Raw genomic sequence first — 20,134 nt, forward strand, 5'->3', positions numbered from 1 at the left:
GTCGTCATGGACACGAACGCACTCATGATGCCGGTCGAGCTCGACGTTCGCGTGTTCGACGAACTCGACCGGCTTCTTTCGGCCGACGTGGACCTCGTTGTCCCCACGGCCGTCCTCGACGAGCTGGAGAAGCTCTCGGCGGGCGGCGGGACAGAGGGCGTCGCGGCGAGCGTGGGTGCGGACCTGGCGACCCGGTGCCGGGCGGTCGAGACGGACGAATCGTACGCCGACGACGCGATTGTCGAACTCGCCGAATCGGGCGACGCCGACTACGTCGTCACGAACGACAAGCCCCTCCGTGACCGGGTGCTCGACTGCGGGATTCCCGTCGTCGGCATCCGGGGGCACGCCACGCTGGCAATCACGGAATCTTAACGAAACTATGTACAAACGGGTACGACTCAAAGATACAGTCGAAGTCCCACCCCGACACTTGGGCGACGTGACGCCCGAGCGGGTCAAGCGACTGTTGCAGGATAAATTGGAAGGACGGATGGACGAAGACGTTGGAAGCGTCGTGAGTGTCGTGAACGTCAACGACATCGGCGAGGGCACCGTGTTGCCCAACCGCCCCGGCGTCTACTACGAGGCCGACTTCGACGCCATCACCTACGACCCCGACATGCAGGAAGTCGTTGACGGCATCGTCGTCGAAGTGGTCGAATTCGGTGCCTTCGTCGGTATCGGTCCGGTGGACGGACTGCTACACGTCTCGCAGATTTCCGACGAATACCTCGCCTACGACGGCGAGAACCAGCAACTCGCGTCCACCGAGTCCAACCAGACGCTCGCCGTGGACGACGAGGTTCGCGCTCGCATCGTCACGAAGAGCATCGACGAGCGCAACCCGCGCGACTCGAAGATTGGACTCACCGCCAAACAGCCGGGCCTCGGAAAGCACGGCTGGCTCGAAAAGAAGCGCCAACAGAGCGAGGCCTCGGCGGAGGGTAACTGATGGCGAAACAGCGTCTCGCCTGCCGCGAGTGTCACTACGTCAACGAGCCCAACAAACAGACGTGTGACAACTGCGGGTCAACCAGCCTCACCGAAGACTGGGCGGGCTACGTCGTCATCACCCACCCCGAAGAAAGCGAAATCGCCGACGAGATGAACGTCAGCGAACCAGGCGGCTACGCGCTCAAGGTCCGCTGACGAGACAGAGACGACACGAACAGAGATGCTTACGTTGCCGACGGACCTCCGGACGGCGTTCAAAGAGCCGTTCGGTCCCGTCTACACCGAGACCGACGCGCTCCTTGCAGATGCATCTAGCGAGGAGACCGACGCGCCGCTCGTCGCCGTCGGCGACGTCGTCACCTTCCACCTTCGCCGCGCCGGTCGCCCACCGGACGTGGCCGTCATCGACGGCAAGACGAAACGCGAAGCCGTCGGCGAGGAGATTCGGCAGGCGGTCGAGACCGGGCGTCTCGTCGAAGTCACCAACGAGCCGGGAACCCTCTCTTTCGATCTCGTTTCCGCGCTCGTGGACGCGCTCGACGCCGACGAGCCGACGACGCTTCTCGTCACGGGCGAAGAAGACCTTGCGACGCTTCCGGCGGTCGTCGCCGCGCCGCTCGGCTCGACAGTCGTCTACGGCCAACCCGACGAAGGAATGGTCCGTGTAGCCGTCACAGCCGCCGCTCAGGCCGAAATGCGCGACCTTCTTTCGCAGTTCGGCGGCGACCTCGACGCAGTTCTGTCGCCGCTCGACGCCTGAATCGGGCCGCTCCTCGTCCCTTCGAAATCCTTTTACTTGCTTCGCGGGGAATTACTGGTAACTGAACCATGGATATCGAAATCATCTCCGAGGAGGAGAACCCCATGTTGCACCGGACGGACGTCCGATTCGAGATCGTCCACGAGGAAGCGACGCCCTCCCGTCTGTCGGTCCGCGACTCGCTCGCGGCCAAGCTGAACAAGGATTCCGACGAAGTCGTCATCCACGAACTCGACACGAAGTTCGGCATGCGCAAGACCGCGGGCTACGCGAAGATCTACGAGAGCCCCGAGTTCGCGCGCGACGTCGAACAGGACCACATGCTCGACCGAAACAAGATTACCGCCGACGACGCCGAACCTGAGGCCGAAGAGGCCTAATTTCGGCTTCGAATCGCCGTTTCTTCACACTCGATGCGCATTCTTGGAATCGAAGGTACAGCGTGGGCCGCGAGCGCCGCGGTTTTCGAAACTGACGACCCCGACGCCCTCACCTCGGAAACCGACCGGACGCCCGACCCCTCTTCTGACCACGTCGTCATCGAATCGAACCCCTACCAACCCGAAAGCGGCGGCATCCACCCGCGCGAGGCGGCCGAGCACATGGCCACTGCGATTCCCGATGTGGTCGAGACGGTGCTCGCGCACGCCGCCGAGAGACACGACGGACCCGGTCCAGTCGTCGATGGCGTCGCCTTCTCACGCGGCCCGGGTCTCGGACCGTGTCTCCGTATCGTCGGCACCGCGGCCCGCGCTGTCGCACAGACACTCGACGTCCCGCTTCTCGGCGTCAACCACATGGTCGCCCACCTCGAAATCGGGCGCTACCAATCCGGCTTCGACTCGCCGGTGTGTCTGAACGCATCGGGCGCGAACGCGCACTTGCTCGGCTATCACAATGGTCGCTACCGCGTCCTCGGCGAGACGATGGACACCGGCGTCGGGAACGCAATCGACAAGTTCACCCGTCACGTCGGTTGGTCTCACCCCGGCGGCCCGAAGGTCGAACGGGCCGCCGCAGACGGTGAGTACGTCGATTTACCGTACGTCGTCAAAGGGATGGACTTCTCGTTTTCGGGAATCATGAGCGCCGCAAAGGACGAAGCCGACGCGGGCACGCCCGTCGAAGATATCTGCGTCGGCTTACAGGAGACCATCTTTGCGATGCTCACGGAAGTCGCAGAGCGCGCGCTGTCGCTGACTGGGACCGACGAACTCGTCCTCGGCGGCGGTGTCGGCCAGAACGCCAGACTCCGCGAGATGCTCGCCGAGATGTGCGAACAACGCGGTGCGAAATTCCACGCACCGGAGCCGCGATTTCTCCGCGACAACGCGGGGATGATTGCCGTCCTCGGCGCGCGGATGCTCACCGCGGGCGACACGCTCTCGGTCGAGGAGTCGTCGGTGGACCCGAACTTCCGCCCGGACCAAGTCGCCGTGACGTGGCGCGGAACCGACGAATCGGTCGCACGAGCGTACACCGACGACGGCGCGATTCGCGGGGCAGAGGCGACAGTCGATATCGGGACCGACGAGGTCGTCAAGCGCCGCGTCCCGAAGACGTACCGACACGCCGACCTCGACGAGCGACTTCGGCGCGAGCGGACGAAAGCCGAAGCGCGACTGACGAGCGATGCACGGCGCGCCGGCGTCAGAACGCCCATCGTCCGCGATGTAGACCCCGTAGAGGGCGTCATCACCTTCCAGAAGGTCGGCGACGCAGACCTAGCAGAACACCTCACTGCCGACGCGGCGTACACAGTCGGAGCGTATCTCGCAACGCTCCACGAGGCTGGCATCGTTCACGGCGACCCGACGACACGAAACGTCCGCGTCGAACACAGCGTCGGCGGCAATGGCGTCGGTGACGGCCGTGACAGCGACGGCGACTGCGGCAACAACGACAACGACAGCGACGGCGCCGGCGACGAGTCGCGCGTCTTCCTCATCGACTTCGGTCTTGGATTCCACACGGGCCACGTCGAAGACCACGCGATGGATCTCCACGTTTTCGCACAGAGCGTCGAAGGGACCGCAGACGACGCCAAACCGCTCTTGGACGCTCTCGAAGCGGGCTACAAATCCGTCGGCTCCGACGCGGTTATCGACCGACTTCGGGCGGTCGAATCCCGCGGCCGCTACCGGTAAGCGACTGAGTGACGAACCCGTCGGAAGGCCAAAACGATTTATCGCACGCCAGCGTATTCGTCTCACATGGTAGACAAACCGCAGAGCGGAACCCTCTTCGGCATCCCGTACAACTTCGAGCGCCCGAGCGCGGGCCGACTGCTGTCGTCGTATTGGCAACCCGGAAAGGGGATGCTCGTCGAGAAGCCGTTCGGCATCGGCTACACGCTGAACCTCGCAAGCTGGCGCTCGTGGGTCGTCCTTCTCGTCGCCGGCGGTCTGCTCTGGAACGAGCGGCAAAAATCCGAGGAAACAGACGAAGCGGAGGCCGACGAAGGCCCCGTCGAAGTCATCGTCGATTAACGCCGCGACAGTCGCCGACAGGCGGACAGCAACCCACACCGACGACTTTTCGACGCCCGCCCTCGGAGGGGCGGACATGCTCAGATACGTGACGACGAACGAGGGGAAGGTCCGCGAGGCCCTCGACTACCTCGACGACGACGTGACACAGCTCGATTTCGACTACACCGAAATTCAGGCGTCTGAACTCGGACCGATTGCGGCCCACGGCGCGCGCGAAGCCTACCACCACGCAGGCGAGCCGGTTGTCGTTGACGACGCCGGTCTCTTCATCGACGGCTTCGACGGGTTCCCCGGGCCGTACTCGTCGTACGCCGAGGACACCCTCGGCATCGAAGCGGTCTACCGACTCGCCGCGTCGGAACTCGACGAACCCCGCAGAGCGGCGTTCCGCTGTGTGCTGGCGTACTGTGACGGAGGGCAGTTCGAGGCGAGTCCCGACCCGATCGACCGCGACGACCGAACCGTCGCCGCCGCCCGCGGCGCAGAACAAGACGAAGAAGAGACGGACGTACTCCCCGTAAAACTATTCGAGGGCTTCGTCAACGGCCGAATCGTCCCGCCGCGTGGCGAGGGTGGGTTCGGGTACGACCCGATTTTCGAACACGACGGAACGACGTTCGCGGAGATGAGCGCCCACGAAAAAAACGGAATCTCCCACCGCGGACGAGCGTTAGCGAAGTTTGCGGCGTGGTACGGCGAACGAACCGAGTGAGCGGCAAAAATCCCGGCCAACTGACGCGCAGAGTGTGAATAGATAGCACGGGTTGGGCCGTTTCACCCCAGGAAAACGCACGATACACCCGGAGATTTGATATGCTCGGCCGCATCATGTCTCTACAATGTTCCCCGAACGTGACCCTCCAGTCACATCCGCCACCGAGACAACCGGTGGTCTCGGCCGTTCGTCCTCCCCGCAGTCACTCGGTGGCTCGTCCCCCGAGAGACTGCTCGCAGACGGCGGTGTATCGGCTCACGATCACATCCTGCGGAGCGACCGATGAACCGAGCGACTGCCGTCGCCGCCGGAGCGGCAAGTGGCTATGGTGTCGCCGCCTTCGCGGCTATCGCGGTGTTACTGCAGAATATCTCGGGAAGCGCCGATATCGGTGTCGGCGTCGGTGCCGTCTTCGGGGCCGTGACGCTGTTCGGGACGTTCGCGGCGACGAACGTCACAAAAACGTAAGTCGCGCCGACGCGGCTATGCCCGCGGGTCGCGGTCAGGACCCGGATACGAATCGTCCGCAACGGCGGCGTAGAGACTTTCGGGCGTAAAGAGCGTCGCAAACGCCTTCGGATGACGAATGCTGACCGGGAAGCGGCCGCTGAGCGCCGCGCCCGCTTCGGCTGTACGAAGCCGCTCGTCGAACGTGAGTAGATGCATCGCGCCGCCGCGGTAGGCGGCCGCAAGCGCCGGTTGGTCGCCGTCGGGATGCTCGACGGATTCGACTAGCTGTTCGATTTTCGCCCGCCAGTCTGCGGCGAGTGTCGCGTCCGCGAGCGTCGCAATGACCGCTTCAGCCTCGTCGAGCAGTGTCTCGCTGGCGACGAGCGTCGTCCACGAGTGACTCCTGAGGTGGTCGAGCGCGGCTCTCGACGGCCCGTCGATGAGAAGGTCGGCCGCGAGGACGTCGGCATCGGCGACGACCCGCGTCGGCGACGGGTCGGTCTCAGGCATCGTCGCCTCGCCGAGCACGGAGCGCTTCAGTAATCTCCGATTCCGACGTCTCATAGTCGTCTGCGCGAGCGAAAAGCGACTCCCAAGTCATGTCCGTCACGAGGTGTTCGGTGAGTATGAATCCGGCGCACCAGCTACCGGGGATTCGAGAGTGCCGTCGGAGTCGGTGGCGTTCGGCCGCGCCGTCCCCGAGAACTTTTAGTCCGGTCGTCCCCCACCACATGGCGTGTTCGGTCTCGGCGACCTGAGTCTCACCTACCTCGCCAGCACCACCCTCGTCTCGCTCTACGTGAGTACCGTAGCTGTCGTTCTCAGCGCCGCCGTCGGCCTGCCGATTTCGCTCGCCGTCGGCTTCAACGACTTTTACGGGAAGTCCGCCGTCACCTCGGTCATCTCGACGGGGATGGGGTTTCCGAGCGTCGTCGTCGGTCTCGTCGTCCTGCTCGCACTCTCGCAGTCGGGGCCGCTCGGCTCGTTCGACCTCCTGTTTACGCCCGAGGCCATGATTATCTCGCAGACGATTCTCGCGCTTCCCGTCCTCGTCAGCATCTCGCTATCGGCGGTCCAGTCGGTCCCGCAAGACCGCAGAGACGCCGCGTTCGCCGCAGGCGGGACTTCGACCGACGTCGCGTTGCTCGTCGTCCGTGAGGCTCGCTACGGAATCGTCACGGCGCTGTTGGCCGCCTACGGCCGTGCGATAAGCGAAGTCGGCTCCGTGCTCATCGTCGGCGGCAACATCGTCTTTTCGGACAGCACGTCGTTCACGCGGACGCTCACGACCGCTATCACGGTCGAAGCGCGGCGAGGAAACGTCGAGACCGGTATCGCGCTCGGAGCGATTCTACTAACCCTCGTGTTGGCGGTCAACGCGCTCGGTGCGCGATTCCGCGACCGAACTCCGGGAGGACGGGCGCGATGACAGCGCGCGGGGGGACGTGGGATGACAGCGGGTCAGAACGCCCAGTCCCAGGCGGGAACCAAACAGGCATCCGGTTGGCCGCTCGCAACCTCAGCCACGGCTTCGAAGACGGGGCCGTCCTCGAAGACATCTCACTTGCTGTCGAACCCGGTGAGGTTCTCGCCGTCGTCGGGCCGTCCGGCACGGGAAAGACGACGCTCTTTCGACTGCTCGCACTGTTCGAACCGCCGACAGACGGAACCGTCGAAGTCGATGGTGACGACGTTTGGGAACTCTCCGAAGCGCGACGGCTGGCCGTCAGGCGACGGGTCGGCATGGCGTTTCAGAGTCGGAGTCTATTTTCGGCGACGGTCGAAGCGAACGTCTCGTACGGACTGCGAGTGCGGCGCTCGTGGGGGACGAGAGTCCGCGACGCAGTCGGGAGGGCCCTCGGTCAGAACGGCCCGTCAGAGACCGTCATCGAGGCGTTGCAGACGGTCGGTCTGGGGGATAAGATAGACCGCGACGCCGCGTCGCTGTCCGCCGGTGAGGCACAACGCGTCGCCATCGCGCGGGCGCTCGCACCCGACCCCGACGTGTTGCTCCTCGACGAACCGACGTCGAACCTCGACCCACGAAATACCGCCGCCATCGAGTCGGCCATGCGAGCGGCGCGAGCGCGCGGTATCGCCGTCGCGCTGGCGACCCACGACATGCAACAGGCGCGGCGCGTGTCCGACCGAACAGCTGTTTTATTGGACGGAGCGTGCATCGAATCAGGCCCGACAGACCGGGTGTTCGATTCGCCGACGGACGACCGAGTCCGACGATTCGTTGACGGCAAACTCGTTTATTGAGGCAGAAAGACCCACATCTTACCGGGAGGTAAAACACCGGATACGGCACATAACCCGTGTGCGCCTGCCGTCTGACACAGATTTAAGGTTCGAGATGCCTACCCCAGTGTAGGGCGCGCAGTTTCGGCCTCAGTTCCCATCCTCCCACCCGCGCGCCCGGCACACACCACCACCATCGTCGTTCTGGTTCCCCCGGTACGACGGCGGCGTCGCCACCAAGGCGCCGTTTTTAAAGACGGACCACATCGTGAGCGTTTCGCTTCTCGTCAGCCGAGGAGTTTCGAGCGAACCTGTTCGAGCGCGTTTCGTTCCGCGATGAGCGCCAACTGGTCGCCGGGTTCGACAACCGTTCCCGGGAGCGGAATCGTCATCGGTTCGTGTTGTCGTCCGTGGGCGTACACTCGACCGTCTTTGCCGAGGTCGATGTTGGCGACGTGCTCGCCGATGACGGGTGCGCCGTCGGGAATCGTAACAGTTGTGAGGCTGAGTTGGTCCGTCAAGTCGCCGATGGCGTTGAAGTCGCCGCCAAGAAGAGCCGTCTTCGCTCCGGCCGCGCCGAGGCGTTCGGGGTAGACGATTTCGTCCACGCCGTCGGCGTAGCGCTCGTAAATCTCCTGTCGGTAGTCTTCGCTGATTCGCATAACCGTCCGACAGCCGAACTCCGTGCCGAGCATACACGCCGCGAAGTTGATGTTCGGGTCACCGGTGAGTCCGCCGATGGCGTCGGCGGCTTCGACGCCCGCTTCTTTCAGGACGCTTTCGGTCCCACCGTCGCCGAGAACCGCGTCGAAACCCTCGTCGAGAGCGCGGTCAACCTTCTTTTCGTCGTTATCGACGATGGTTACGTCGTGTCCCTCCTCTCGAAGCACGCGTCCAGTCCGCGAGCCGACACGGCCGTATCCCACGATAAGGAATTTCATGGTATTACTATGCACACCAGGTGGCTAAAAGATAGTCCCCGGTCAGGTTCGCGTCTGTTCGAGACGGTCGGTTAGCGACTCGATCGTCCCCGTCAGTGCCGGGGTTCCAAACAGTGCGACGAGGACCGCGCCGACGCTGTCGAAGACGAGGTCGATAATCGTATCCTCGGGGCCGTACTGGACGAGGACGGTCTCCATGCCGACCGCGTCGGCCGCGAGTCGTGCGCCGAACTCCAGTACTTCCCAGAAGACGCCGGCCGCGAGCGTAAACAGAAGGATGTAGACGAACATGAATCGGTCGGAGAAATGAACGGCCTCGGAGTACTCGTCGATCGCCCGCGCCGTCGTGTAGCCGACGGCGGCGACGACGGTCGCCGAAAGCGTGTGGGTGACGTGGTCCCACCAGTCGATGTAGGTGTACGGGCCAAGCATACCGATAGCGTGAAGCAGGACCGCCACCGCCAGCCAGAGACCGAGAAACGGATCGAGCCGAATCTGCCAGTCACGGCGGAGTATCGCAGGGAGAAAGGTGGCACCGAGCGCGCCGACGCTGTTGACGACGACACTCAGGTTACGGGTGTACACACCCACGAAGAAGATGAGACAGATAACGAGTTGTATCGCCCGACCCGCGACTCGCTCGACACGCCGTGACCACATAGATATCACGAGCTACGCCGTCAACGGCGTAAATACTGGTGTGTCAGTAGATAGCACGACCACCGACACCGTTTTTCCTCCTGGTTGCATACGCCCCACCGATGATGGCCACCACTCACGCCCTCGCGGGTGTCGTTCTCGGCACCGCCGTGTGGGCGTTGGTCCCCGAGGCCGGGATGCTCCCGGTTCTCGCGGCCGCACTGGGCGGCCTGTTCCCCGACTTCGACCTGTACGCAGGGCACCGGAAAACGCTCCACTTCCCCGTGTATTTCAGTGCACTTGCCGTTCCCGCGAGCGTCATCGCCGCGGTGAATCCGACGACGACGAGCCTTGCGGTCGCGCTCTTTCTCGCCGGGGCCGCCTTACACTCCGCCTCGGACGTGCTCGGTGGCGGCCTCGAACTCAAGCCGTGGCTTGGCACCTCCGAGCGTGCCGTCTACGACCACTGGAACGGCCGTTGGCTCGCTCCGAAGCGACTGATTCGCTACGACGGCGCACCCGAAGACCTCGCGCTGGCGCTTGCGTTCGCCGTCCCGCCCGTCGTCGCCTTCGACGGTCTCGCCGAACTGCTCGTCATCGGCGCAGTCACCGTCTCGGGCGTCTACGCACTGCTTCGAAAGCCGATGGTCACGTTCGCCGAGAAAGCCGTCGGAGCGATGCCCGACCACGTTATCGACTACGTGCCAGAGCGCTTCATTCAGGACTTCCGGTAAGTCGCTCTGCCGCCGCCATCTCGGTTCCCCGATTGTGAGACCAGCCGTCCTCTCGCCGAGCGACGCCTCCAGAAGAAGACATATACCGGTCGGCGTGGGCGAACCAGATGGTTGTGACAGATGAGTGAGCAACGACGAGCCGTCAGAGACGGCTACGACGGTCTCGCCGACGACTACCTCGCCAACCGAAGCGGTGAACCAGCGTCGGTACTGACTGCGTTGACGGCGCACCTCGATTCGGGGATGCGCGTCCTCGACGCGGGGTGCGGACAAGGAACTCCGGTTACGGACACTCTCAGCTCCGATTTCGACGTGGTGGGCGTCGATTTCTCGCGCGAGCAGTTGCGACTCGCCCGCGACCACGTCACCGACGCGGCGTTGGTACAGGGAGATATGACGCACCTGCCAGTCGAATCCTCCGCGTTCGACGCAGTGTGCGCCTTCTATTCGATTATTCACGTCCCCGTCGAGGAACACGAACGAGTGTTCGAAGAGTTCGCCCGGGTCCTTCGACCCGGCGGCTACCTGCTTTCGACCGTGGGCGACGAGGCGTGGGAGGGTTCGAACCCGGATTGGCTCGACAGCGGCATCGAGATGCAGTGGAGTTTCCCGAGCATCGAAGAGACGAACGAACTGCTGACTCAGAGCGGATTCACCGTCCTCGACACGTTCGTCGTTGACGACAGGTTGGGGAGTCAGTACCCGTTCGTGTTGGCGCGGTACGATGGTGATAGGGTTCGTTGACTATCCCATCGTATCCACAGTTCGAACCACTCAGGCGGTCGAATTACTCGCCGCGTTATCGTACCACGCCGGCGGTTCGACGGTGGTCGAGTCGACGTCAGTGTACGTGACGTGTTCGGTCGCGTTGACTTCGTGACCGTTCAGCGTTCCGCGAAGCGTGAGCCGGTACTCCCGAACCTGTCCGTCCGAGCCAACCGTCGCGGTGAAGCTGACGGCAGTGACGTTAGACACCTGATTTCCGTCGATATCCACGGACTCACCACTGAGCGATGTCGCCGTAACGCGGGCGAAAAAGTCGTCCTGCTGGGTGACAGACGCGTTCGAGAGCGCTCCGAAGAGGACCGCGATTCGCTCGTCGTTGAGCGGCGTACCGTGCTCGACCGCTGTCGGCGATACCGGTTCCTTACCGGGACCCGTAACGATGCCGTACGACGCGTTTTCGTCGATTTCCGTCTTCCGGAACACGGCGGACCCGTTGGAGTAGTGGACGAGCGTGCCGTTGGTTCCGTCGAGGAACTGCGGTGCAGTTCCGTTCACCGTCGAACGATACAGATACCGACCCGGAGTCGATGAGACGCGAGTGGCCGACGAGTCGCGGGTGTAGAGCGTTCCGTTCGCATACCGAATTTCCCGGACCTCATGCACCGTGTACGATTTCTCTCGGAGCGCACTCGCGTGGGCGTCCAACGCCGTAAACGGCTCTTCGACTCCGTCGGCGGCCAGTCCCGGAGGAAACTGTTGCCGTCCTTCGGTCGGTGTCGCCGACGTTGTGGCTGGCGTCGCGGTCGGCGTAGACGTGTTTGCCGGTGTCGGCGTGTCAACCGACGGCGAACCGGGACCGAGACCAACGCCAGAACAACCGGCGAGGAGAACGATACTAAGCGCCACAAGGATCGACCAGCGATAGCCCATAAAGTAAAATTTCTAACAGATGGGCAAATGATTTGCGGCACCAGCATCAGGGGTGGAACCGATGGTGGCGCTCACTCCACCTAGTCCCAGCGGACTCAACACGTACCTGCGGGGTTGAGTGTGTACTCTCACCGCGAATGACGAACGTGCTCACGAGAAGAATCACCGCTGTCGGGTGCATAATGGTGAACTGCCAAAATCCAAGCAGGAACAGCCCGAGACGCGATGTTTGATATCTACAAATTACACTTTGTTCCGTAAGAAAAGCCTAGGCCGGGATTTGAACCCGGGGTCTCGTCCTTACCAAGGACGCGCTTTACCCCGCCGCTTTCAGCGGCGGAAAGAGGCTACCTTTGCCGGCTTTCGCCCACTTCTGACTCTCTATGTCAGAAAACACTACACCTACTTTTATATAGTTAACGGGTACTCCCCGGCGTGTCGTACCAATATCACCCGGAAACGCTACACGGCTTCCGCCTCGAATCCCCATCACGTCCCTCACTTTCCCGTTCGTACTCCGCGCTCGTTTATAAGTGTACTTCGGGCTAATGAGCGAAACCCGACTCTTGCCTAAGGATGCGTGATAATGGTGGTCGTCTTGAGCGGCCCACCGCATCGAGGGGTTCGTCAATTTCTTGTGATGTAGCGGGGTAATCGCCAGTATACTTGAGGGTCTGGTCGATTGGGCTTTCCTCAATATCCGGAAAGCAGTCGGAATCGTCTTAGTGTCATTTTTAGTTGCTATCGTCGTTTCCCAATACTACGATACCGGAGAGACATACGCCCGTATCGGAGAACTCTTTCGGGGGAAATCAGCTGTGGCGGTCGCGTTAATCGTCATCGCTCTCGGGGGTTCGTTTCTCTCCTCTATCCTTCTGCCCCACCTCGTTCGAGCATTTACCGACCTACGGGTTCTCAGCTCGGCTCTTGGTTTCATCTGCTTTGCCGGGTTGTATCTTGCTAACGGAGAAGTGGACGAGTGGGATATGAACGACAGAAGCCGATTTATGATTGGATTGGTCGTCGTCGGTTCGGTTCTGTTCGTCGGGCCGTGGGTCTATGAACCACTCCTCCGCTGGATTACCGCGCAAATCCCGTTCATCTAATCGTTGTTCGGACGAGTGTCCGACTTCATCGAGGGACGCTTTACTTCTCTAAGTTAACGCCGATGAACGACCGCCCATACGCCCCGTTTTCCGGGATTCTGAACCTCCCGAAATCGACGGCGTCGGCAACCCTATTTACCTGACCTCAGACGGGAAAATTCTCGGCGCGACTTACTAACACTCGCGCGCGGTGTCCGGATGAATGTTCTAACCGGGGGTTTTACTTCGACAATTGTCGTTGATTCTGTGGTGGTTGTGTCAATCTTACGCCGATTATTCGTGCGGCTTCTCTCGCGCTTTCTCGGGGCGTTTGTCCTTCGAGATGATGATTCCCCTTCGGTCGAAAAAAGAATCCCGTAGCGAGCTTGCTGTGGCGTCTGGTGGGAAATGGGTGGGGTATCGGTGGTCGGGGTTCGGCGGGTGGTTGTCTGCCGGCGGGGAACGGGGGCCTCCTACTATGTATATACAGTAGGTGTCCCACCACTTCCCGTCTAACTACTTGTGACTAACCGCATCGAGGGGTTGTAATAGACCAGTACACTACAACAGTAGAACACTCAGTAGTTCACCCACAGTATGTCTCCTATAGTAGGTGGCATAGGAGATACACAGTAGGAGACTCACCTTCGAGAACACCGCAGTTGGTACGTCGATTGTCGAACTATTCGGGTTTCTCGGAACAGACGGCGTCCTGTAATTCGTCGTACAGCTCCGGGTGATGCTCCCGTAGTATCCCCGCGTCGGTCGTCAATTCGTCCTCTATCTTCCGACGAACTCGGGAGACTGCCTGATACCGGAGGTCGTCGTCGGCGTCGTCGTCTCCCTTGATGAGTTCGCGCTCTCGTTTCGTCATCAGGGCGCGGCGAAAGACCATATAGTGTCTCCTGCGTGCGAGGGGTTAGTAGTTCCTATCCTTTACAACGTTGTAGTATTTGGGAACCTTTAAAAGAGTGGCCGATAGACTACTGAGTACGAAGCGCGGTATCGCCGTCGCAGAAATGGCCGGTGCTGGAACACCGACCGCGCTTCGTGGAGCCACGAAGCAATGTCAGCTAACGACTCAACGGCAAAAAAGAGCATCGTCACCGAACTGAATTTCGGCGCGAAGACGTCGAAGCGCGTCTCGTGGGAATCGTGGGAGTTCGCGGTCGAAGCCCCGCATCTGGTTCGCGTCACCAACGCCTCCTACGGCTTCGAGAAGGCCGACCACTCGTATCTCGTCGGCGTCGAAGACCGCGACGGCGTCCTCGTTCCGGCGGAGTGTGAGTGTCCGGCAGACAAGTACAACGAGGAGTACGACTGTAAGCACAAAGTCGCGCTCGCCACGGTCGGCGGCCCGGTCGTCCTCGAAGCCGCCGTGAACTTCCCAACGCCGAGCGGGAATCCCGAGCGGTCAAACGCATCGACGGTTGCGGACAAGCTCCGCGCAGACGGCGGGGCAACGACCAAGCGAATCGGCGGGGAGTCCAAACCCCTCGATGCGGAGGAACACGACGAGTGTGACTGTGCGGAACTCTCCGACGACTTCCCCTGCTGGCCCTGCGTAAGAGACGGGAATCGGGAACTCCCCGAGTAATTCGCCAGTACCGTCTCTCAATCCCTCTTCTCTGTTCAGTTGCGGTTAGAGCCAGTCCACCTTGCTCTTGAGCATCCCACCGACGCCGAGGAGGAACAGGAGTTCGAAAATCTGGCTGGCTTGTACGAAGGCAGAGGGAACGAGGTACTGACCGACGCCCGGAAGTCCAGCCCAAAAGACGAAGCCCACCACGACAAAACCGAGCGCGTACCGCGAGTTCCAATATTTGGCGGATGCGTAGACTCCGAGAAGCGGGAGTGCAGAAAGCGCCAAATACGCGAATCCGGCTTCTTGGGGGCCGTGGGTACTCTTGAGGACAACGACAATACTGAGGAGGACGACTGACGGGATGGCAAACTCCTCGAAGGTGCGACGTATGCCGTCGGTTAGGGAGGGCGCGGCCATAGTCGCATATATGTTTGATTGACACTAAAAACCGTGGGACGGGAACACCCCAACCCTCGGATTATGCGAGGTCGTCGTACTTCTCTAACACCGTCTCGAAGTAGTCCTCGTCCATCAAGCGGGGATTCTGGACGCGGTGGAAGTCGTCAAGTACGAACGCCGTTTGCTCGCGGTCAAGACCGTAGGCGTGGAACGCGGCGGCGTCAAGTTCGGCCTGTATCTCGCGGCGTTCCTCCATCGTCGTCGCCGGCTCGATGCCACCCAGTCGGTCACGCATCTCCTCGAACTCCTCCCCGTAGCAGTTGAGCCGAGCAGCTCGCTTCCAGAGGTAGTCGAACCACTCGTCCCCCTCAGTAAGTCGAGGTGTCTGTGATTCCTCAAACTTGTATTTCGGGATGTGAGTATTGACCTTAGTGCGGATAAGGAAGTCGAATGGGATACTGTTCAACAATCCGACGAAGACAAACAGTTCCTCGTTGGTGAACTCACGTTTGTAGGCCGAGTGCAGAGGGCTATCTTCCAGAACCTCGCCATTGACACCTATCTCGTATGGTTTGACTGTCCGGACACTATCCAAACAGACAATCTCGGGAGGGATAACGCTCGCAATCATCGTCCGTTCATCCGATGAACGGGCAATATCACGGAATACAATCCGGTATTCCTCACAATCTAATTTTACGTCAGAAGCCGATAACGGTTCCCCTCGCTTCTCTTCCAGTAGGTTGTTTACAAACGCCTTCTGCGACTTTCTGGTTTCCTCTCCACCAAACTGCTCGTAGATGGCCCGCTTCAACGTACCACTATTGAACGCTTTTTCTCGAACTCGATATTGTGCGCTCTGCTCCGGATTATCTTCACCAACACTCCAGAACTTGGGACTGTCAATATCGTCAAAAACAGCGTTATTATGACAGAATTGGTAGAATTGTGCACCTCCGTATACCGGATAGTCGCCCGCTGGCTCTTCCGATTCGATTAAATACTCGTCATCATATGCAAGAATCAGTTCACGGTGAGCCTCTGCTTTCCAGACAGAATCTCTATCCTGTGAAACCGGAGGATGCTTAAGAATCTCATTAAGCACATCTGCCTCTTGTTGACTGGTGACTGCGGGGAAGATACGTGCTTCCGGCGAATAAGATTCCAGTACTCGACGGGGAATCTGTACTGTTTTCTCTATGGAATTATCTAATACAGACACATCCCGTTGTCGGAATATCCCCCGGAGAGATTCTGTACGGCCTGAGTTCTTGAACGTCAATATACCAAACCGATAGCGGTTGTCGATTCCGTCAAATATACCCTTATTTTCAAACTCGATTAGGCTCTGAATCTCGGTTTTATCCAGCAGATGTGTTCGGAGGTCTTTGGTAGCAGACCCATTGAAGATGTTTCCGGGTAGGACTTGGGCTACGTATCCATCTGGACGAGTTATACTGAAAACTCTCTCCAAAAACAAGGCAGAAAGGTCGTTCTCGTTGGTGTTTGTCTGCCCCGCAATAGTCGGAGATTGCATCTCGAAGGTAGTTCCGTCTGTGAAGTAATCCTGCTGTCTCTCCATCTGAGTCTGGTATTCTTTCCACGCTTCCTCTATCGCATCATCTTTGAGTAATTCCGAGATTCGCTCGTCTTTCTGGTTTGGCGTCAGGGTGCGAAACCGTTCATCGTACCGTGAGAAGAAGTCGTCTCGACTAACGGTGAGTACGTCCCACGGCGGGTTTCCGATGAGGACATCGAAACCACCGTCAGAATACACTTCAGCAAATTCGAGAACCCAATTGAAGGGACTCATCTCGGCGACTTCTTCAGGGGTGATATCCTCTATTCCCGCCTCTACGAAGTCCGCGTGAATGTCGTCTATCAGCTCCTCACGAGCGTCCCGCAGTTTCTCGAAAGCGCGACGTCGGTGTTTCTCCGCCATCTTGCTGTCGATGGCCTTCTCGTGTTTCTCGATTTCCTCGATAATGTCCTGATAGCGGTCGCGGACGCTGTCCCCGCTGAAACTCCCGAGCCGGTACTGCTCGTCTCCGTTCGTCTCAGGGAAGCCCGTGTACCCGATGAGACTGTTCCCCTCCCGTAGGTTGAACGCAATATTGGGCAGGGCGAGCGCGTCGTCCTGCGCGAGGTCATCAACGTTCTCCGTTTCGAGTTCCGAAATGACCGACAACCAGCATCGAAGCTTGGCTATCTCCACCGCCGGCCCCATCAGGTCAACCCCGTAGATGTTGTTGAGGACGGTCGTCTTCTTTAGCCGGTACTCGTCGGGGTACGCCTCATTCTGCGCGTAGAGGGCCTTCCGGATATTGACTATCTCTTCGAGGACGCTGGTAAGGAAGTGCCCACTTCCACACGCGGGGTCAACCACCCGAAACTCGTTCACTTCGTCCAAGAGCGGCCCGATAGTACCCATATGACCGGGAAGCCCCTCGATGAGTTCGTACACCGAGTCGAACCGCTCGGCTTCGTGTTCCGGCCAGTCGCACTCTTCGACAAGCACCGTCTGGAAGCGGTCGAGCAGAGCGGGGCGGACAGTCTCTTCGGCGGAGAACCGGGTAATCTCGCTCGGCGTGTAGTACGCTCCGAGTTCCTTGTTGGTGTCCGCGTTGTCGCTGGTAATGTAGTTGATTGTCTTCTCGAAGACGTTGCCGAGAACGCTCGGGTCGAGGTCGGTTGGTGCGCCTTCTGCTGAGAAGCTGTATCGCTCCAAGAGGTCGATGATGGAGAATAGCACCGAGTTCCGGACGTCGAAATCCCCCTCCTCGAAGTCGTCCCCGCTAATCGTGGGTCGGAAGAGGCCGCCGTTGAGGTACGGAATGTTCTCGAAGAGGTCGATGTTCTGTACCTCATCGGGACGGTCGTCCGGCTTGTTGTTCATCACGTCGTAGAACAGGGGTTGACAGAACGACTCGTAGAACGAGCCGGCGTACATCCCGTTCTCGTAGGTGTCCTTGAGTGTACTGAGGAGGTCGGGTTCGACGAGGGCCTTGTCTTCGAGGAACTTGATGAAGACGAGCCGATTCATCAGTTCGACCGCGAAGAGGCGGGCGTTGTCCTCGGTCGCCTCCTCTGGAACGACGACGCCGTCACCGACGAGTGAACGGGCAGTCTCTTCGTCGTCGCTGACGATGCCGAAGACGTACCGTATGTAGTCGTCGTAGAACTCGTCGGTGATTTCCTCCTTCTTCTCCTTGATGACGCGGCGGGCGTCACCCGCAATGGAGACGAAGTTCTCGTACTCGAAGGTACGGACGAGTCGGACGACGCGGTCGCGGTCGGCATCGAAGAGCGCATCCGTGGGGTCGTCGCGTTTGCCGACCTGATTCTCGAAGAGGGCGAGAAAGACGGGCTGGAGGTCGACCTCCTCGATGACGTTGAGCGTGTAGGAGTCCGGGTCGTATCGGACGAACACCCACCGGAGGCCGTCAGTAGCAAATCCGAAGTCCGACTCGAACTCGCGTTGACTCAGCCAGTCCCGCACTTGCCCGACGCCGTGCTTGCGGCTATCGAGGTCTTTGTTGATGGGTTCGGCTTCGATAAGGAGTCGGGTGGAGTCAATTTCGGGGTGGTTGCGGAGAGAGACGGTGTAGTCCGCGACCTGCGTTTGTCCGCCCGAGAGTCCGCCGGCCTCGGTCGAATACTCGTGCCCCAACGCATCGAGCAGGGGATTGATGACGGCTTCCTGCGTGAAGGATTCGGGTTGGAGGCCGTCTTTGGTCATTCCGCTCTTGAGCTGGTAGGAGCCGGCGTCGGCCCGGAGGATGCTTTCGAGGGTGTCGTCGTCTATCTGGTCGCGGAGGTTCGAGACGGCGTCATCAATCGTCTGGATGAAGCGGTCGGTTTCGTCGTCGGTGACGGTCGTCTCGAAGGCGTCGGCGACGAACTCGGTGGGAACAGATGATGAGTCGGAGGACATTGATGAATCCGGAGTAGGTTACTCGATTCTGGTTCGGAAATGGTGATAAACGTAGGGGTACTCAAATCCGTCCGCCCGTTGAGAGCTAATAGTCTGCCAGTAGTTTCCGGAGGAAAGGTTCCGCCTTCTCTCGGAGTTCGGAAACCTCCGCTTCAACGTTATTCTCGGGTATTTGGAAGACAAGCCGACCCGAGTCGGTAATCCCCAATCGCTCGTCGTCGGAGTTGTAGTAGGTGAGTTGGCGAATGGTGGACAGTTCAACGAATCTATCGACCAAATCTGAGCGTTTGAGGTTGCGCGATTGTGTGTATCCCCGGCTTAATTGTAGGTAGCCCACCTCGTCGCCCAACTCGCTGATTAAACCTGATAAGTCGTGGTCGTCTGCACTAATATTCCCGAGTTGGCCGAATTTGATACGGCTCACTTCATTGGCATTCCTGTATTCCTGTCGAATATGCTCTTGCTGGAAGTCTTGGAAGATGTGATAGTCGTCTTCCGCGTCTTCAGGCGACTTACTCAGTAGGAAGGCCGGGATTCGTTCGTCGGGAATATCCTCCCGTGACTCGAATATAAAACCGCCATCATCGAAATAGAGTACTCGTGCGGAATATGCTTCTTCGTGGGTGTGGTCTTCTATTCCGTTGTCTCCGAGAGTCTGATATTCACTCTCAACTTCGGTAGAGAACTCAAGGAAATAGCCGTCAGTCAGGTCGGTAAACACCCGCTCAGGACGAGAGTTCGGGGTGGAGAGTTGTGTCTGTTGTTTCACTAATCGGCTTTCAAGGTCGTTCGTCGTTGGAGGGCCATCGTCTTGGGGGTCAAGGACACCGAACCTGAGTCGTACTTCTTCAGCCATAATATGTGTTTGAAGAGGAATGACAGTAAAACTGACCTTACCGGAGTGAAAGTAAAACCGGACTCAGAATCGGAGAGGAATCGCTCAGAAATCCAGTATTCTTCTCTTGCTTTTGCGCTCAAAGCGCATATACCCGTGATTATTCCTCTGCTCGTCTGTATAGTAGTCTCCTTCGAGAACTGCGTTCCCCTCCTCGCCTGTAACAAGCCGAAGCCGGTTCGTGCCTTCGTGTATTCGTTGAGTCTCCGGTAACTCGTCACCCGTTTTTCGATTCCGGTATGTGAATAGAATCTCGGGGTCGCTCTTGTCAGTACGAATAGTCGCACTGGTGCTTTCAGAACGTGAAGACCCCGGATTAACAAATATGACTTCAATCATCGACCATCGTTGCTGAACTTCCAGCCGTGGCCCACATTCATCCTCTCCGTTAGATTGACTATCGTCACTGTCCTCCACGAAGGAGGAATTGAACTTTCCTTTCCAAGTCCCATTCAAATCGGGGGTTGCCAATACGCGTTGAATCCCCGGTAATCGCCAGCCAATATAGTCGAAACCGAGGTAAAATCCAGTGAATACCGCAAATGCCGAAATACCCACTACATCGAAATTTAGTGCTATAAGGAATTGGTTGATAGTAGAAGTAATTCCGAGGGCTATAGCCATCAATACGCCGATGATTTTCCATCG

At 59.6% G+C, this 20,134-nt stretch carries 24 protein-coding genes; 15 read left to right on the forward strand and 9 right to left on the reverse strand.

What is annotated here, in order from left to right; translation table 11 throughout:
* Nucleotides 1-6: 6 nt before the first annotated feature.
* The 9 genes from C440_RS11955 to C440_RS11995 all read left to right on the forward strand — a co-directional run bounded on the left by C440_RS11955 (nt 7) and on the right by C440_RS11995 (nt 5,392).
* A complete protein-coding gene (locus C440_RS11955) occupies nt 7-375 on the forward strand; it encodes a DUF188 domain-containing protein (RefSeq protein ID WP_008320752.1) in 369 nt (122 codons plus the stop codon).
* A 7-nt stretch (nt 376-382) separates the two neighbouring features.
* Nucleotides 383-955 (forward strand): DNA-directed RNA polymerase, encoded by a 573-nt coding sequence (locus C440_RS11960; RefSeq protein ID WP_008320753.1) that lies wholly within the window; start codon nt 383-385, stop codon nt 953-955.
* Complete coding sequence (spt4, locus tag C440_RS11965) at nt 955-1,152, forward strand: transcription elongation factor subunit Spt4 (RefSeq protein WP_008320754.1); 198 nt, start codon at nt 955-957, stop codon at nt 1,150-1,152. The genes C440_RS11960 and spt4 overlap by 1 nt, the downstream gene beginning before the upstream one ends.
* Before the next feature lie 25 nt (nt 1,153-1,177).
* The gene (locus C440_RS11970) at nt 1,178-1,717 is read left to right on the forward strand and encodes a GTP-dependent dephospho-CoA kinase family protein (RefSeq protein ID WP_008320755.1); all 540 of its coding nucleotides are present in this window, start codon (nt 1,178-1,180) and stop codon (nt 1,715-1,717) included.
* Nucleotides 1,718-1,785: 68 nt separating this feature from the next.
* Nucleotides 1,786-2,097, forward strand: a complete 312-nt coding sequence (locus C440_RS11975) for a 30S ribosomal protein S24e (protein WP_008320756.1) — start codon at nt 1,786-1,788, stop codon at nt 2,095-2,097.
* A gap of 33 nt (nt 2,098-2,130) precedes the next feature.
* Nucleotides 2,131-3,864 carry a bifunctional N(6)-L-threonylcarbamoyladenine synthase/serine/threonine protein kinase gene (locus C440_RS11980; protein ID WP_008320757.1) on the forward strand — a complete coding sequence of 578 codons (1,734 nt, stop codon included), beginning with the start codon at nt 2,131-2,133 and terminating at the stop codon, nt 3,862-3,864.
* A gap of 66 nt (nt 3,865-3,930) precedes the next feature.
* A complete protein-coding gene (locus C440_RS11985; protein WP_008320758.1) occupies nt 3,931-4,206 on the forward strand; it encodes a DUF5808 domain-containing protein in 276 nt (91 codons plus the stop codon).
* Between the two features lie 76 nt (nt 4,207-4,282).
* Nucleotides 4,283-4,921: a non-canonical purine NTP pyrophosphatase gene (locus C440_RS11990; protein ID WP_008320759.1), complete on the forward strand. Its 639-nt coding sequence runs from the start codon at nt 4,283-4,285 to the stop codon at nt 4,919-4,921.
* A 285-nt stretch (nt 4,922-5,206) separates the two neighbouring features.
* Complete coding sequence (locus tag C440_RS11995; RefSeq protein WP_008320760.1) at nt 5,207-5,392, forward strand: hypothetical protein; 186 nt, start codon at nt 5,207-5,209, stop codon at nt 5,390-5,392.
* A gap of 15 nt (nt 5,393-5,407) precedes the next feature.
* Here C440_RS11995 and C440_RS12000 read toward each other — a convergent pair whose 3' ends face one another.
* Complete coding sequence (locus C440_RS12000; RefSeq protein WP_049915815.1) at nt 5,408-5,884, reverse strand: PIN domain-containing protein; 477 nt, start codon at nt 5,882-5,884, stop codon at nt 5,408-5,410.
* A 226-nt stretch (nt 5,885-6,110) separates the two neighbouring features.
* On the opposite strand from C440_RS12000, the gene C440_RS12010 reads away from it, so the two are divergent.
* On the forward strand, nt 6,111-6,803 hold the full coding sequence (locus C440_RS12010; RefSeq protein WP_008320763.1) for an ABC transporter permease: 693 nt from the start codon (nt 6,111-6,113) through the stop codon (nt 6,801-6,803).
* Nucleotides 6,800-7,639 carry an ABC transporter ATP-binding protein gene (locus C440_RS12015; RefSeq protein ID WP_083894019.1) on the forward strand — a complete coding sequence of 280 codons (840 nt, stop codon included), beginning with the start codon at nt 6,800-6,802 and terminating at the stop codon, nt 7,637-7,639. Before C440_RS12010 ends, C440_RS12015 begins: the two co-directional genes overlap by 4 nt.
* A gap of 266 nt (nt 7,640-7,905) precedes the next feature.
* On the opposite strand, the gene C440_RS12020 is transcribed toward C440_RS12015, so the two are convergent.
* Together C440_RS12020 and C440_RS12025 are read right to left on the reverse strand one after the other, a co-directional pair.
* Nucleotides 7,906-8,559, reverse strand: a complete 654-nt coding sequence (locus C440_RS12020; protein ID WP_008320765.1) for a potassium channel family protein — start codon at nt 8,557-8,559, stop codon at nt 7,906-7,908.
* Nucleotides 8,560-8,601: 42 nt separating this feature from the next.
* Nucleotides 8,602-9,219: a hypothetical protein gene (locus C440_RS12025; protein ID WP_008320766.1), complete on the reverse strand. Its 618-nt coding sequence runs from the start codon at nt 9,217-9,219 to the stop codon at nt 8,602-8,604.
* A gap of 101 nt (nt 9,220-9,320) precedes the next feature.
* Here C440_RS12025 and C440_RS12030 point away from each other — a divergent pair, with 101 nt between their 5' ends.
* Both C440_RS12030 and C440_RS12035 read left to right on the forward strand, forming a co-directional pair.
* Nucleotides 9,321-9,932 carry a metal-dependent hydrolase gene (locus C440_RS12030; protein ID WP_008320767.1) on the forward strand — a complete coding sequence of 204 codons (612 nt, stop codon included), beginning with the start codon at nt 9,321-9,323 and terminating at the stop codon, nt 9,930-9,932.
* 120 nt (nt 9,933-10,052) lie between these two features.
* Nucleotides 10,053-10,676 carry a class I SAM-dependent methyltransferase gene (locus tag C440_RS12035; protein ID WP_008320768.1) on the forward strand — a complete coding sequence of 208 codons (624 nt, stop codon included), beginning with the start codon at nt 10,053-10,055 and terminating at the stop codon, nt 10,674-10,676.
* A gap of 30 nt (nt 10,677-10,706) precedes the next feature.
* Here the strand turns inward: C440_RS12035 and C440_RS12040 are convergent, their stop codons facing one another.
* Both C440_RS12040 and C440_RS12055 read right to left on the reverse strand, forming a co-directional pair.
* Complete coding sequence (locus C440_RS12040) at nt 10,707-11,564, reverse strand: DUF7537 family lipoprotein (protein WP_241432041.1); 858 nt, start codon at nt 11,562-11,564, stop codon at nt 10,707-10,709.
* A gap of 1,791 nt (nt 11,565-13,355) precedes the next feature.
* Nucleotides 13,356-13,568 (reverse strand): hypothetical protein, encoded by a 213-nt coding sequence (locus C440_RS12055; protein WP_008320771.1) that lies wholly within the window; start codon nt 13,566-13,568, stop codon nt 13,356-13,358.
* A 171-nt stretch (nt 13,569-13,739) separates the two neighbouring features.
* Here C440_RS12055 and C440_RS12060 point away from each other — a divergent pair, with 171 nt between their 5' ends.
* Nucleotides 13,740-14,270, forward strand: a complete 531-nt coding sequence (locus tag C440_RS12060; protein ID WP_008320772.1) for an SWIM zinc finger family protein — start codon at nt 13,740-13,742, stop codon at nt 14,268-14,270.
* Between the two features lie 45 nt (nt 14,271-14,315).
* Here the strand turns inward: C440_RS12060 and C440_RS12065 are convergent, their stop codons facing one another.
* Together C440_RS12065 and C440_RS12070 are read right to left on the reverse strand one after the other, a co-directional pair.
* Nucleotides 14,316-14,675, reverse strand: a complete 360-nt coding sequence (locus tag C440_RS12065; RefSeq protein ID WP_008320773.1) for a hypothetical protein — start codon at nt 14,673-14,675, stop codon at nt 14,316-14,318.
* A 61-nt stretch (nt 14,676-14,736) separates the two neighbouring features.
* Nucleotides 14,737-18,327: a BREX-1 system adenine-specific DNA-methyltransferase PglX gene (locus C440_RS12070; RefSeq protein ID WP_241432042.1), complete on the reverse strand. Its 3,591-nt coding sequence runs from the start codon at nt 18,325-18,327 to the stop codon at nt 14,737-14,739.
* On the opposite strand from C440_RS12070, the gene C440_RS18090 reads away from it, so the two are divergent.
* Complete coding sequence (locus C440_RS18090) at nt 18,319-18,576, forward strand: hypothetical protein (RefSeq protein WP_241432043.1); 258 nt, start codon at nt 18,319-18,321, stop codon at nt 18,574-18,576. The genes C440_RS12070 and C440_RS18090 overlap by 9 nt on opposite strands.
* 100 nt (nt 18,577-18,676) lie before the next feature.
* Here C440_RS18090 and C440_RS12075 read toward each other — a convergent pair whose 3' ends face one another.
* Complete coding sequence (locus C440_RS12075; protein WP_008320775.1) at nt 18,677-19,447, reverse strand: hypothetical protein; 771 nt, start codon at nt 19,445-19,447, stop codon at nt 18,677-18,679.
* Nucleotides 19,448-19,531: 84 nt separating this feature from the next.
* Entirely contained in the window at nt 19,532-20,110 is a 579-nt protein-coding gene (locus tag C440_RS12080) for a Cap15 family cyclic dinucleotide receptor domain-containing protein (protein ID WP_008320776.1), read from the reverse strand.
* Between the last annotated feature and the right edge of the window lie 24 nt (nt 20,111-20,134).

This window comes from Haloferax mucosum ATCC BAA-1512 (assembly GCF_000337815.1).
GTDB classification, from domain to species: domain Archaea; phylum Halobacteriota; class Halobacteria; order Halobacteriales; family Haloferacaceae; genus Haloferax; species Haloferax mucosum.